Raw genomic sequence first — 14,179 nt, forward strand, 5'->3', positions numbered from 1 at the left:
GTCAGATATGACAACAATCAAGAAAGGGCTTATGGATGAGTACCCGGAAAACCCGCCCCATATCGTGGATCGCCGCCGCCCGCAAAGCGTTTACGGCGTTCCCGGCAGAGAGTCAGAACATCATTCTGAACGCCCTGACGATTGCGGCAGAAGGCCAGAAAGCGGATATAGCCAAACCGCTGGCCGGGCTGGGCAGTGGGATTTTTGAGGTGGCCTTGCCCTATCGAGGGGATGCGTACCGGGTGGTTTACGCGGTACAGCTTGGCGATGATCTCTGGGTGCTTCACGCCTTCCAGAAAAAATCGACCAGCGGCATTAAGACCCCGAAGCATGAAATTGATCTGGTGAAAGACCGTTTGAAACGGCTGAAAGCGATGCTGAAATGAAAGACGATCCGATTGAGATTGTACGCGGTAGCGGGAATGTGTATCGGGATTTTGAAGATGCCGATGCGGACATTAAGCAACTGAAAGCCATTCTGGCCGCCGCCATTATCAAAGAACTGGACGCGCAAGGTTTAACCATGCGGCAAGCCCATGCCCAAACGGGCTATGCAGCGGCGGACTTCTCCCGTATCAGAAAAGCCAACCTCGACCGATTCAGCATTGACCGTCTTATGGGCATGCTGAACGGCTTGGGGGCGCGGGTTGATGTGCGGATTAATATTCGCAAGAGCGTTACGAATCCCGGCTTGCAGCTGTAATCGCAAACACCGCCCCATTGCCGTCTTGCGGGAACCCACACAAGAGGGGGTGCGCACTCGATATCACTTTTGTCCTGATACAATCTTTGGAGATTCAATGTGCAGGCCAGTCAAATAAATAAAGAAATATCTAAGCTAAGTCGCTTGATAGACGAAGGAGAGTTTGAAAAATGCTTCATCAAAGCTAAGAAAACTCTCAAAAAAGCAGAAAATCTTGAAAACAAAAATATACAGGCGCATTTCCTCTTAAATATCTCGGCAATTCTCGTTGATCTCGGCGCAATGCAGCCTAATCAAGAAGCTGCAAAATTTGGCTTGAAAATCATGGAGGAAAATAAAGATACCTTTATGAGAATTTCAGGCGACGGGGATTATTATTACAACTTAAGCAATGCCAAAGTTAACCTAATAACTGATAAAAACCCTTTCAACAACACGTTTAAAACCATTGAGCATTTGATAGAAATAAAATCGCTCCTTTGGCGATCGCTAAAGTCACATAAAAAGCAATCGGACTTTATCCCCCCTCAAGTCCTAGTTAATTTGGCAAATATACTAAAACGACAGTTTCGTATAACAGAGTCCCTTTATTTTTATGATCATATAAATAGCCTTGACCTTGATATCCCTCAGTCTTGGATCAATCGATCCGAAACTCTTATGATGCTCAATCAGATTTCTGGGTCTTATACATTTCAGATGATGCATGAAGTTAAAGCGGGATATGAGAAGATAATTTCATCAAAAAGAGTCCCGCCTCCATGGATAGATTTATACAGACAATACATTGATTATCACGAACAGAAAATTACTCAAGCTCATGAAGACGCTGGTATAGATATAACATCCCGCGATTCAGAGGAGCACGAAACCCGGAAAGAGTTTGATAGTCTTTCTCATTTTAGAAGGTTTGTTTTAACAGAAAAATTGTCACTGTCAGAACACGGGTTATATTGCGGATGTGTTGGCAGTGCGCGTGACAATCTCGTAATACCTACGCCATCAGGTGTCTATGGTGATTTCATTCCGGCGATGGAAATGGTTCTTAATCGTCTAAAGTCAGAATTTTCTTTAGCAAGAAGATTTTATTATGAGTATCTGCACGATAAAGTGGACGCAGAAAGCCACCATGAATCATGCTACTCAGAGCTTTTTAATGATGAGCTGCTAGGCATAGACATAGAAAAGCTGCGCACAGCTTTCAGGCTTTGTTTTGGTATTTTGGATAAAATTGCTGCGGCAATCTGCGACCTGTACGACGTACACCCTCCTAACGGCAACGTATACTTCCAAAGCTTTTGGCAGTTAGATAGAGAAGATAGACGTGAAAAATTTGAAGAAATAAAAACACCGGGTCTTCTGGCCTTATATAGCTTAGCTACGGATTTAAATGAGCGAAAAGATGGCGAGTTAGCTTTCTTCAAGCAATGGAGGAATGACTTGGAGCACAAATTTCTTGTGATTCATCAGTCAGCAACGCCAGCCGATTTATACGGCTCGTACAATCTTAAGGACAAAATCATCATGATTAGTGAGGACGATTTCGTCTCACATCTTGAGCATCTTCTGCAAATAACGAGATCGGCGATATTTTCTTTTGTATTTTGTGTGCGCGAAAAAGGCCGTCATGGAAAAGAGGATGGTGCTTTTTATTTTCCGAACCCAATAAGCAGCAAAGATTAGTTACAAGGCGGGGCATTGCCCCGCCTCACGGGTGGGGCTGCGCGGGTGTCCACCGGACAGGGGCGCACAGAAACGAAAAGCACCGGGGTGGCCCGGTGCTTTCTGCTATCTGGAGCCAGACTAGCAGCTCCAGAATACATGGACTTGCTCGTGCCCGGTTTCGAGGGTGAACACATTCCCGCTATAGTCCATGTCGCGGGCCATGGATTCATAATCGATATAGAATTTCAGGCTTTCGGGGATTGTGGTTGTTTCCTCGGTCAGTTCCTGGGCGTAGTCGGCCAGTGAGGTATAACAGCCGCAATAGCAATCCTCCGCCGCTTGGCGGGCTTCATCCAGATTGCCAAAATGCCCCAATAACGCGCTGCCGAAGTCTGGATATTCTTCTATAAAACAGGCGATTTCATGGGCGGATTTAATACCCGCATATTCGCCGAGGTCGTAACCCTCGAACCCCTCGTAATCATGTATGGCGTATTCTTCGGCGGCCTCAACGGGGGACGCGGCCAGCATGGTATTAATCTGTTCCTGAATGTCTTCAACGTCCAGCGTGGCATCAATCCAGACCCCGTGAAGGTATCCGGCGTTATAGGCGGCAAGGTCAGCGACATAGATATTGATTGCGGCGGTCATAGTCTTTTTCCTTTCATCGGCTTTTGAGGTTCTGCGCTTTGCGTTGCGCATGAACCTCTGCCGACTAGGGCGACTAAGGCGGTGGTGAAAAAATCCAGAAAAATCGCGGAGGCTCCGCCCAGCGAAGCGACCGGGTGGAAACCGTCTATTTTTCTTGATTTTGAGGGGGAAAGAACCCCTGCTCTTTGCGAAAAGGATCGTTACCGCATGGCCGGGACAGAGCGAAGCGGTTGGCCCGGTGCGCTTCGCGCATAGAGCCTGTTCCGGCTGCATAGCAGACGGATTTGCCGATACAAATTTTTATAGAAGATAGCTTTTTAATGCTTTTTTATTCTTCTAAATTCGATTTTAGAATCACTTTTATACATGACCAAGACTTTTGTAATTTCGTGACATCTCATTCATCTTATTGGTGTGGTTTGGCGCCTTATTTATCCATGTTTTGGAATAAATAATTTAAAAATAATAACCTTCAAAAATTTGGGTGAGTTTTTTATCACTGCAATCGCTAAAAATTTCGCCTCTCAGATATGGCGCGCATTTGAAAATAAAAACGATGCTGCTAGCCTTGATGTGATTCATCTCACAATTCCTCATTAAAACAATATTCGATAATTCGAAAAAGGAGTCTTCATGAACTGGAAGCTCGCCCTTGTGCTTTTATCTTTATTTGTTTCGAGTTGCAGCAAAGAAAATTCATCCCAAGGTGGATTTCAAGCCGTTCATCCCTGCGATGAATTCGCTGCGCATCCAAATGATCCTGGGCGTTGGGCAAAGGGAGTCGAGGAAGAAGAAATTGTCCCCGGCCCCAGCATAAAATCCTGCCGTGACGCCGTTGCAGATTATCCAGATACCCCCAGATTTCATTTCCAGCTAGGACGCGTTCTTCTCAAAAATGAACAATATGAAGAGGCAATAGAAAGCCTCACCACCGCCGCAGAATCTGATTACGGGCCAGCCTTTGCTTATCTTGCTGATATTTATCAATCAGGATTACTGGGTGAAGCCGATCTTGAAACCGCAGAATCCTATTACGACATAGCCATTAAAAGTGGATTTGAGCCTGCAATTTATGCGAAGCAAGGGCTTCATGATACCGATCAGGAGGCAGACGGTTTCGATGCATCTAAGTTTACGAATGGCCCCATTCTTAAGGCGCTTTACGATGGCGATTTTGACTCGCTTCTTCAATCAAACCAGTTTTTCATATCCAAATACTTGGTTTCATTGAATAGCTATTTCTCTGAACCCTTCAATTACCATGATGAGTCATGCTCATCCTATGCTCACCCACGGATCGTAAGATCACTGGGGACTAACCAGTTAGAGTATTTGGGGGTTGGGTTAGATGGAAGCATGGAAGAGAGGGCGGAAAGCGGGCTTGCTCTAACCCTTAAAATATTTGCAAGCATCGCTCAGGATGGAGGCAGCGAGTTAATGAAGGCTGGAATGGATATTGCGGAATTAGAGGCCGCCGCAAATCGTGACGGCGTTCTTTTAGCACGGACATATGGCTGCGAAAATCCGGTGTTTATACGTCTCTACGAAAACCTTGAATCCTATGCCACGAAGCAGCCTCCAAAGCACTTTTCGGGGCTTCCCAAATTAAATCATGAATGCCAGAAAAGTGCCGCTGAAAAAGGCGGAAATGTCACGAACGCGAAGCGTATCTGCACATGTTTTACCAACCAATTCCTCAAAAATAATGTTGATGAAGGGGATATAAATTGGCTCGCACAAAATTATGATCAAGGCGGTAACTTTAAAAAAACAATTAAAAAATATCCCGGCCTCGACAACGCAATAACCGCTTGTTTAATAAATTAAGGGATCAATTTAATGAATGCCAATCGTATTTTTTTAGCATTTTTTCTGATTATTTTTTACGTTCCGCTTGTCGCTTCGGAAAAAGCTTTTGCATCGGCTGATATTTCCGGTGCATGGCGATTCAAAATGATGTGTGGCCAGATAGAGTACAGAGGGTTCTTTTCTTTAAAAACACCATCGCCCCAAAAAGCGGAAGCATTATTTGAAGTCATGATAAATACGCACAACGTTGGCATGCTGAACACAGCGGGGAATTACAATAAAAGCTCGAACGAACTGGCCTTAAAATCCGCCGGGTTCATTCCCGGTGCTGGCCAGTTTGGGCCGTTTGATTTTACATTAAGAGTTAACGATAAAAGGAATGAAATCACAGGAACCGCTCAAGGATCAGCGCAATGCTCTGCGTTCAAAGCATGGAAAACCACAATTGATACGCAGCGCAATCCTGCCGGTATTATAGCCAATCGCGCCGATGCGCTAACCAGAGTTGCCGATGTTCGCAACATATTCCAAACAAGGCCGCTCACATCGCAGGAATGCGTCTCTTTAATGCAGTGGCACATAGATACCACAGTCATAAATACCCCGGATGGGGCTGTATCATCCGCTTTTGCGGATGCAGAAAAAATGCGTAATGTTCTGGGATTTGCATACGATGAATTTACAGACATTGATTCAAGAGCATACGCAACAGCCAGCAGGAACTGTTCCCGCCTGTTCAGCCAATCACCTGATGCCACACATGCGGCATTAATTAATCAATACAACAATCATTTCAGAAATGTACCGGCAGGATTCACTCCATATACGATTGGCAATAGTGGCCCTAAAATCAGGAAGACAAGCAATAACAGCTTTCGCGTAAACCCTGACTGGTACCGAAACATGTATATCGCCACATCCATCCGCGATGCCCGTGCATATAAAAACGACCTTATAAGACAAATAGAAACGAAAAATAACAGCCCTGAAAAATTAAAAATTCTGGCAGGCGCGCTCCAAGAAAGCCAATCAAAATCAGGCTGGTTTGCATATCTTTCAGAAAGCGAGTTAAAAAGCGTGTCGATTCACCTCGACGAACTATACAGCAAGCAATATAAATCGCTTGTTAATGTGACACTTGATGAAATCCCTTGGTCTAATTATCAACCTACACTGGACGGCTTAAAAGCATTAAAAGAAAAGCAGGATGAAATAGAAAACTCATTAAAGTCTTCACTGCCGGACAGCGGTATGAAATATGTAGCCGATCAATTTGATATCAAGAAGGCCCCGCTTTCAAAAACACTGACAGACAATATTATCTCATCCTATCCGGGCGTGGATATAAGTCTACAGGGGCTTCGCTCGTATCGTTCAGATAAGGAACGTTATTACGATTCTCATCAAGAATATTTACATCCAGACGATCAAAAACGGCTTTTAAATCACTTCACATCCTCCCTGAATGAATCTTTGTTGAAGTCTTCGGGACATTTTTCTTTATGGCTAGAGCAGGAAATCCCCGGCGGTGGTGATGGGGTTTCTGCGCTGAATCAAATATCACTCGATCTGCTTGGTGTACCTGTGGATCAAATCAATGGCAGCAACTATCCATCAAATTTGAAATTTGTTGCAGATGCACTGATATCGCATAGCAATAAAGTAAAAGTGGCGGCGTGTGTCGTTCCTGAAGGCTTTGAGGATATGAAAGATGTCGTGTGCCAGAAATCCTGACTTTGAAAAATCATCGTTAACTTTTTGTAATGCAGGGAGGAGTAATCAATGCTCAAGAAGTTGACGACTTTAGCAATGGCGGCATTTTTGTTTGCCGCCTTTATCCCGGCTGCGTCAGTCTTAATGCCATCAGAAGCATATGCCAACAACTATAATAAACCGCCACCGATCAAAAAAGACATTCCAAAAACAAAGCCTGCCCAAAAAACCATCAAGAAAGATGCTGTAAAAAAAGGTGGGGTTTCTGGCATTAAATTAAAGAATTCTTCAAAAAAAGGAACTAAATTAAAGTCGAACGATATCATTAAAAACAAAAATACAGCCATAAATCTGAAAAAAGAACCAGCCATTCGGCTAGATCTTCTTAGAGAAAAGTCGGTCACGCAGAATGTAAATGTTACAAAGGGGATAACTCCTACCGCAGAGCAAGCAGTGAATATAAAGCGGTTTGAAAAAAAGATACCTTCAAATTCAAAAGACAGTGTCGAACTGCACAAATTGCCTAATGATGGTGTAGCTGTTCAGGCGACTTCACCCGGAAGGGTTCCTGGCTCAAAAGCCGTTTACGAAAAACAGATAGACGTCAACGGCCAAACGATTCGAGCCACAAAAACAACGTATGATCCACAAGGAAATATTGTTCACGTTAAGGACAAACTTAACGGTGGGACATATCCGTAGGAGGTTATGGTATGAATCGATTTGACGCATTAAAAGATTTAGTTGCATTCAATAAGCCTGTAAGTGTGTTATCTGCTAGCTTGTCAAAGTTTGATTGGGATTATGAAGGCCAGCTCTTGACTGTTATGGCATCACAAGTTCAGGAGGTATTGAAGCGGTTTCTTGCTGGAAAATATTCGGTTCAAGAACTCGAAGGCTGGGCAAATTTAATTGAATGTCGTGAAGATTTAGAGTTTGAAGAGAAAAAGCATGAAGAAATTGCGAATGTAATATATTGCCTCGCAAACCCAGTGCTGGAGGGGGAGATTACTGCTGATTCTTGTAAAGCTCTTATAACCTCTCTGGATTGCTCAGATGATTAAAGCCCTCTTCATATCCCTTTTGACCTTTTTCGTCATTCTCAATAGTTGGCCAAGCATGGGCATCCGTTCTCACTCGATTTGCTTGGCGTGCCTGTGCATCAAATAAATAGTAGCAATTATCCATCAAATTTGAAATTCGTCGCAGATGCACTGCTGTCGCATAGCAATAAAGTGAAGGTGGAAGCGTGTGTTGTTCCAGAAGGTTTTGAGGATATGAAGGATGTCGTGTGCCAGAAATCCTGACTTTGAAAAAATCATTGCCAACTTTTTGTGATGCAGGGAGGAGCAACTAATGTTCAAGAAGTTGACGGCTTTAGCAATGGCGGCAATTTTTTTTGCCGCCCTTATCCCGACTGCATCAGTCTTGATGCCGTCGGAAGCATACGCGAACAGTTATAATAAACCGCCACCAGTAAAAAAAGACATTCCAAAAGCAAAGCCTACCCAAAAAACTATCAAGAAAGAGGTGATAAAGAAAGGTGGGGTTTCTGGCATTAAATTAAAGCCGAAATATACCATTAAAAACAAAAATACAGTCACAAGATTAAAAAAAGAATCATCGCCTAGACTAGAGGCTCTTAGAGTCAAGCTAGCCACAAAAAAAGTTAATGAAATAAAAAGGCCCGCCGGAATTCCTCTGAGCTGGATAGTAAAAGCATCAGATAAAGGTGGCGGTATTCAATATATAAATCCCAAAAACAAACATGACAGAGTGCGCATAATGCCAGGAAATCCAAATAGTCCGAATATTGCACAAAGAAAACCGTATGTTAAAAGACAAATAGATGGAAAATTTTATGATAGAAATGGTAGGGTTGTTGCGGGAGATAGTATTGAAGCCCATATTCCCTTGGAGAGCTTTAAATTTTGAGGATAGGCAGTGGACAAAGAGCTTTGGAAAAATAACATTTTTAACGTTATTCGAAAAATTTCTGACGAATTATATCAAAAAGATGCGTGGTTTGGCAGTGGAGAAAAAATCTCATCTCCGGAGGAGCTTTACTGCGAACTTTTCGATGATTATGCTTACGATGATTTTCTTCATTCATTAGATATTGAAATTACTGAAAATCAACGATCTATCGGATTTAAGCTTAAAGATATAATGAGCCGGTATGCAAAATCCGTTGATTACCTTAACGATGCCGAGAAAGTTTTTTTTGACCAAGAGTGGGATTTGGTCAGGACAGTGGCTTGTGAGTTTCTTGATGGCTCTTGAATAGCTTTTTACGAAAACAATTCGGCTTTAAAAGGCCCTCGAATCGGTGCGCTGTAAATAGCTCATCAAAAAGTAATAATGTAGCCAATCGCTTTCTCAATGAACGCCATAGATAAATCCCTGCGTGATGGATTATTCCAACGCCTGTGTTAATTTTTAGGAGAAAAATGGTGAATGCCATTTTTTGAAATGGCATTCACACTCATTAGCTGTGATGACTACTGAACATCTCGCACAAACCGTGCAAACGCCGGGGTTGTTGTCACCCCTTCATCCCAACTTCCATCATGGGGATTGGCGTAAACCGCACCATCAATAAAATCCACCACCCAAACCCCAAACAGCCCGTTTATCCCGTACAGGGATGGCATGGGTGAGGATGACAGGAACGGCATGTATTCATCCACGGGAACCAGCGGGAATATGGCCGTATTAAGTGCGGGGTTATAGCATTGGCGTTCGACCAGAGAGGCCAGTTCGTTTTTATTGGGCAACCGCCAATCGCTGTACCCGGCAAAGTCATGGGCTTCTGCGGCTTGCAGGGCTTCTTGCCAGATATAGCCTTCCAGCGTTCCGGTGCAAGTTCCGTTATCCCATATTTGCCCAGCCGCACAACGCATCCACATTAGCCCGGTTCTTTTGTGGGTCACTGTGCCGTCATCATGCACAATAAAATCATCGCCGGGCGCGGTGGGCGCTATGGCGTTGCTGCACTCTGCGGCGGCGTTTTGGGTTACGGCCAGCAGCAGGCACAGGAAAAACAGTGAGAATTTTTTATAAAAAATCATGGCAACACCTCATTCCTAAAATGAAATCTGAAAATTTTTTTTGATTGAAAATAATTGTGCTATTCCGTTGCATTGCGAACGAGATAGATGCCACCGCTTGACTCTTGGTATTCCGGTTCGTTATTGACGCAATGTCCCCCGCTTTTTGGAAATCGCTCTATACCGCCATTGTAGAAACTGACCGCATAGGCAATGTTGATCCCGGTCGTATCGTTTTCGCATTCGGTTGTGTGCGGATTCCAGATCGTTAAAAACGTGGTAGGGCCAAGTGCGGGAGTTGATGTCCAGACCCGTGGTGTGCTGCCATCCTCCATTGGAAAATAATCCGTATCTATCGCGGGTGATGTGCGGCCATTGTGGGCAATCGACAATAGCTCTTCGACCGTTGGAAGCCGCCAGTCATTGGCCCCGCACAAGCCCGCCGCGTTCACGGCCAAGGTATAGGCATGGGTGTCACAGGCGGAACCAGCGCACCAGCCTGTATCCTGAATGCCTGCGTCCCCGCCATTGGTGGAATTGTCCGGATTGAACCAGGAATAGGTATGGGATTGATCGCGCAAGCCGCCGTCATGGGTTTTTACCTCCCATATCAGCCCTGTGTGATTGTCACGGACACAATGCCATTCGGTCGCATCTGCGCTCAATGGCTGGCCGTCTGCATCCAGCTTTGTGAAATCAAAGCCAGCAACCCCGCCGCCTGTTTTGGTGAGGGTGGCTGCATCGCGGCCATGCTCACCATCCTGTCCGGGGAAGCTTGCCACCGGGCAAGGGATATATGTGTTGTCGCCGCCACCCTCTATGGCTACGCACCCGGTGATGCCTGTGTCATTCAGCGGGTGTGTGGCGGTTACGGGCTGGATAGATGATGAACTGCTGCTGGAACTGGATGGCTCACTGGATGCAGAGCTGGAGCTTTCCTCTACAGAAGAAACGCTGGATGAAACGGCGACAGAACTGGCCGCGCTGGATGATGGCTGGCTATTACCGCCGCCTCCACTTCCACCACACGCGACCAGACCAAAAACAAAAAGCAATAAAACGGAACGGGAAATCATCATGGATGCTCCTGAATAAAAAACGTGCCTGAAAATATTTTTTAGAATGTGCGGATGTGGCCCCGGTTAAACGGGGCAATTGGCTATGTCGGGCATGTGGATTCCTCCTTATTTATTCAGGCTGCCGATTGAGCAGGAAGCGTCATATCGAAAACGGTACTGTTGCGAGATAAAACTCGTTACCGCTGTTCGTCAGTTTTTGATGCAGTGAAGTTTTAAAAAAATTTTTAGGTTCCCCGGTGACACCCCAAATGGCCACCACTGTTTCTGGCACAAGTGCAGCCGACCATCGGCTGCTCACTCGATGCAGTGAAACGCCAGTTTGTCGGGGTGGTTGAGGCGGGATCAATTTCACTTTTCTTGCGCGGGACAATGGTAAGTTTTCGCCCCTCCGCATCTGTCAGTTCAGTGAGTTCTTCGTCCTCGGCCATTTCAAAATGCTTGTGAATAAGACACATGCCGAAGCGATCCAAGGCATTGTGCTTGATGAGCACATCGCGAATCTCTTTGAAGCAGGCAGCATCCTTTTCGGTAAAGACGTCCAATTCCTCACTCCCCATATAGGGAATATCTCCCCATTGCATGGGCTGGATTTGTATTGCGGCGGACATAAGTAAAGCTCCTTCAATAGATTGTGAAGGCCGCTTTTGCTCCCTGATAAGCGTGCGTGTACCTCGGCACTTTTTCAGGAAAAATGCGGCGCGTGTGGATCACGGAATGTCGAGAATAGGTTCACAGAAATCGCAAGATGATTTCAAAAGGGAACCTTTTTGGAACAAGGTTTTTTGCGGAAGGGCGGCCCAGCTTTTCTACCGCTTTCGTGTTGCAATGAGAGATGATTTGACTATAATCCAAAAAGGTTCCTTTTCGGAACGCCCGCCTCCTGCACGTCTTTTCCGCCTCTATTCCCCCGACCATTAAAGAGCAGTCTTTGCGATGAAGATTGGTTATGCCCGCGTCTCCACAGACGACCAGAATCTGGATTTACAAGCCGACCTGCTGCGCAAGGACGGTTGCGACAAGGTATTCATGGAGAAAATGACCGGTAAAGCCGGATCGCGCCCGGAGCTGACCCGGCTGCTGGGGCAGCTTCGGGCGGGTGACGTGCTGGTGGTGTGGAAGCTGGATCGGCTGGGGCGGTCGCTGAAACATTTGATCGACATCCTGCAAGAGCTGAAAGCCCGGCAGATCGGGTTTCGGTGCATCACTGACGGCATCGACACGGAAACCGCGTCGGGAAAGCTGCTATTCCACATTATTGGGGCGATTGCAGAGTTTGAGGGGGTGTTGATTTCTGAACGCACCAAGGCCGGATTGCAAGCCGCCCGGAACCGGGGCAAGCGGATTGGCCGCCCGCCCGCGATTGATGCAGTTCAGATTGATATAGCACGGCAACTATGCGCATCAGGAAAACAGAGTCGCGCCGACATTGCGGCACAGTTAAATATTGGAAAAACGACTCTGTGGCGGGTAATGAAAAAGCATCCGGATGAAATCATTAAAAATAAAAATATGTTTGTTACCTAATTAAGAGAGCACATAATAATCTAGACCATAAAGCTATTTGTTTTTATGGTCTTTTAGCTTTTCAATCCGCTTTCCGATTTTATCTACGGTTTTTTGTAATATTGTAGCCTGCAGTTCGTTTGACCAAAAAACTGCTATAAGAATCCAATAGCCCGCTATCGAGGCAATGAGGGCATAAATACCCTCATTGAGAGAGAAATTTTTTTGATAGTGAAAATAATAAACAAAAGCAAGATACAGCCACAAAACAATAGTCACCAAAAATGAGCATATAATCATAAGCTTAATGCCTTTTTTATGGGCATAAAATGCTGTGCCAAATAAAGCTAAGACATAAGGAGCTATCAACATAGAGTTTTCTGGCAATATTCCCTCCATTCATAAATTTATCTAAAGACTAATGAAGCGGTTTGGCGACTTACTTCAACACCATCTTTTTTTAGAGAAATTATAATAGTGTCTCGAATTCCAGATAATGCTCCCGGAACAAACAAGTCATATTCTGACGAAGGATCGACTGGATAGGTAATGGAGTCAGTATAATTGTCTGTGCCAGAGACGGATATGCTAACCATATACTCCGGAGCAGATGTGCAGTCAACGCCAAAAGAAACAATGTAACTTTGTCCTTCACTTGGGTTTGGTGGTGACAGGGATATATTTATTATTTTAGGATCTTTATTTTCTGAGTCTGATATTAGAAATGTAGCCACTTCATTGCCGGGATGAAGGACATATTTAGATGATTTTTCATTGACCCCTTGGCCTATATAAACCACATCTATTGTTACAGGAAATATTTCACCTTCAGATGCAGTTGCCTCTAGTGCATTGTCGCCTATTTCCCATCCAGTAGAAAACCCGTCAGAAAATTTCTCTACCTTTTTTGCAAGGTCTATAGCGTTTTTTATTTTCGGAAGATTGAGCAATAACAATGTTGGAAGAGACGCTTGGGGAAGAAGAAAAATTATGGAAGATGCTGCAATTGAGGCTCCTTTGGTTATAAAAAAATCTATGACTTCACCTATAACAACAGATGCACTACCTGCCTTTAAAATTTCTAAATCTGTATTTAAATCAGACAAGGGGACTTCCCCCCAAAAACCTTCTTTATCCTGATTGTAAAGAAGCTCTAACGAAATGGGTGGTTTTGAAAATAATTTTCCGCCGAGGGTATTGGTTACAAATTTCGAATCCGGTTTAACAGTGGCGTGAACTAAACCACTATTAACCACTCCGCAGTGATTGGAAACTTTCAATAATATCTGCTGTGCTGATGGCGCTGAAGTGTTTTTCGATAGAAATAAATTTGGTTTCTTAATTTCTTTATTGCCGGTAACGATTTTTGATCTTGTTAAAATGTAAGATTTTTTATCTCCCCTGATGCCGCTTGTTTTTTTCTTGAGGTTGGAAGTTGGTGGTTGCTGCTCCTCAAGAGTTTTTAACGTGCTCGAATAAATTTCAGACGAATCAGGAGAGCTAATTGTAAAAAAGTAGTCGTCTTCACTCTTTCCAACATGAAATTTACTGCCATCTGCAAGAGCAAGAAATAACTCATCCTCATCTGATTCCAATGTCAATATAAATCTCATGCTGGGATCATTGACATCTTCATATTCAACGCGAGTTACTTCGGAAATGTGCCCGCCACTATCTAAGGCTCCATAATATCGACTGCTCCGTCCTTCAATATCGGAGAAAAAAATCAATCGTCCATTGTCTCCCTCTGGAAATATAATCGCATGCTCTGCCTCAGAAATATCGCTGGAAGATGAGCTTCCATTGGAGGATGAATGGCTAGATAAATTATTACTGGATGAAGAAGTATTTGGCGTAGTATTTTTTGACTGTCCATTACCTCCGCAAGATGAAAGAAAAAAGGCTGAGGGCAATGCTAGTGTTGCAGCGATTGCCTGAGAAATCCGACGGCGTTCAAAGTTCACAATTTGCTTGGTCATATTAATTTCTCTGAGTTATGGTTTCAT

The 14,179-nt window shown here is 44.4% G+C and carries 16 protein-coding genes; 10 read left to right on the top strand and 6 right to left on the bottom strand.

The genetic code is table 11. The annotated features are described in order from the left end of the window. The first annotated feature begins 35 nt into the window (after positions 1–35). The 3 genes from CJA_RS05955 to CJA_RS05965 all read left to right on the top strand — a co-directional run bounded on the left by CJA_RS05955 (position 36) and on the right by CJA_RS05965 (position 2,386). Complete coding sequence (locus tag CJA_RS05955) at positions 36–386, top strand: type II toxin-antitoxin system RelE/ParE family toxin (protein ID WP_012486860.1); 351 nt, start codon at positions 36–38, stop codon at positions 384–386. Continuing rightward, positions 383–703 (top strand): helix-turn-helix domain-containing protein, encoded by a 321-nt coding sequence (locus CJA_RS05960; protein WP_012486861.1) that lies wholly within the window; start codon positions 383–385, stop codon positions 701–703. The genes CJA_RS05955 and CJA_RS05960 overlap by 4 nt, the downstream gene beginning before the upstream one ends. Positions 704–802: 99 nt before the next feature. After that, positions 803–2,386: an LA2681 family HEPN domain-containing protein gene (locus CJA_RS05965; protein ID WP_012486862.1), complete on the top strand. Its 1,584-nt coding sequence runs from the start codon at positions 803–805 to the stop codon at positions 2,384–2,386. Between the two features lie 120 nt (positions 2,387–2,506). Here the strand turns inward: CJA_RS05965 and CJA_RS05970 are convergent, their stop codons facing one another. Then, on the bottom strand, positions 2,507–3,019 hold the full coding sequence (locus CJA_RS05970; protein WP_041551179.1) for an antirestriction protein ArdA: 513 nt from the start codon (positions 3,017–3,019) through the stop codon (positions 2,507–2,509). A gap of 633 nt (positions 3,020–3,652) precedes the next feature. Here CJA_RS05970 and CJA_RS05975 point away from each other — a divergent pair. The 6 genes from CJA_RS05975 to CJA_RS06000 all read left to right on the top strand — a co-directional run bounded on the left by CJA_RS05975 (position 3,653) and on the right by CJA_RS06000 (position 8,824). Continuing rightward, positions 3,653–4,846: a tetratricopeptide repeat protein gene (locus CJA_RS05975; RefSeq protein WP_012486865.1), complete on the top strand. Its 1,194-nt coding sequence runs from the start codon at positions 3,653–3,655 to the stop codon at positions 4,844–4,846. Positions 4,847–4,858: 12 nt separating this feature from the next. Next, positions 4,859–6,562 (top strand): hypothetical protein, encoded by a 1,704-nt coding sequence (locus CJA_RS05980; protein WP_041551181.1) that lies wholly within the window; start codon positions 4,859–4,861, stop codon positions 6,560–6,562. A gap of 48 nt (positions 6,563–6,610) precedes the next feature. Beyond that, complete coding sequence (locus CJA_RS19580; protein ID WP_049765409.1) at positions 6,611–7,243, top strand: hypothetical protein; 633 nt, start codon at positions 6,611–6,613, stop codon at positions 7,241–7,243. A gap of 11 nt (positions 7,244–7,254) precedes the next feature. After that, on the top strand, positions 7,255–7,605 hold the full coding sequence (locus CJA_RS05990) for a hypothetical protein (protein ID WP_041551183.1): 351 nt from the start codon (positions 7,255–7,257) through the stop codon (positions 7,603–7,605). Between the two features lie 292 nt (positions 7,606–7,897). After that, positions 7,898–8,476 carry a hypothetical protein gene (locus CJA_RS19585; protein ID WP_202944181.1) on the top strand — a complete coding sequence of 193 codons (579 nt, stop codon included), beginning with the start codon at positions 7,898–7,900 and terminating at the stop codon, positions 8,474–8,476. A 9-nt stretch (positions 8,477–8,485) separates the two neighbouring features. Beyond that, the gene (locus tag CJA_RS06000) at positions 8,486–8,824 is read left to right on the top strand and encodes a hypothetical protein (RefSeq protein WP_012486867.1); all 339 of its coding nucleotides are present in this window, start codon (positions 8,486–8,488) and stop codon (positions 8,822–8,824) included. Positions 8,825–9,042: 218 nt separating this feature from the next. On the opposite strand, the gene CJA_RS18580 is transcribed toward CJA_RS06000, so the two are convergent. The 3 genes from CJA_RS18580 to CJA_RS18595 form a co-directional block, all read right to left on the bottom strand. Next, a complete protein-coding gene (locus CJA_RS18580) occupies positions 9,043–9,612 on the bottom strand; it encodes an Lcl C-terminal domain-containing protein (RefSeq protein ID WP_012486868.1) in 570 nt (189 codons plus the stop codon). Between the two features lie 59 nt (positions 9,613–9,671). Beyond that, positions 9,672–10,670, bottom strand: coding sequence for an Lcl C-terminal domain-containing protein (locus CJA_RS18585; protein ID WP_083766834.1), 999 nt, complete (start codon positions 10,668–10,670; stop codon positions 9,672–9,674). Positions 10,671–10,894: 224 nt separating this feature from the next. Next, positions 10,895–11,278 (bottom strand): hypothetical protein, encoded by a 384-nt coding sequence (locus tag CJA_RS18595; protein ID WP_012486870.1) that lies wholly within the window; start codon positions 11,276–11,278, stop codon positions 10,895–10,897. A gap of 325 nt (positions 11,279–11,603) precedes the next feature. Between CJA_RS18595 and CJA_RS06020 the strand changes: the two genes are divergently transcribed. After that, positions 11,604–12,194, top strand: a complete 591-nt coding sequence (locus CJA_RS06020; protein WP_012486871.1) for a recombinase family protein — start codon at positions 11,604–11,606, stop codon at positions 12,192–12,194. Positions 12,195–12,227: 33 nt separating this feature from the next. Here CJA_RS06020 and CJA_RS06025 read toward each other — a convergent pair whose 3' ends face one another. After that, the gene (locus CJA_RS06025; protein ID WP_041551185.1) at positions 12,228–12,545 is read right to left on the bottom strand and encodes a hypothetical protein; all 318 of its coding nucleotides are present in this window, start codon (positions 12,543–12,545) and stop codon (positions 12,228–12,230) included. A 35-nt stretch (positions 12,546–12,580) separates the two neighbouring features. After that, the gene (locus CJA_RS06030) at positions 12,581–14,152 is read right to left on the bottom strand and encodes a hypothetical protein (protein WP_148208811.1); all 1,572 of its coding nucleotides are present in this window, start codon (positions 14,150–14,152) and stop codon (positions 12,581–12,583) included. Positions 14,153–14,179 lie beyond the last annotated feature (27 nt).

It is taken from the genome of Cellvibrio japonicus Ueda107, assembly GCF_000019225.1.
Classification (GTDB): Bacteria; Pseudomonadota; Gammaproteobacteria; order Pseudomonadales; family Cellvibrionaceae; genus Cellvibrio; species Cellvibrio japonicus.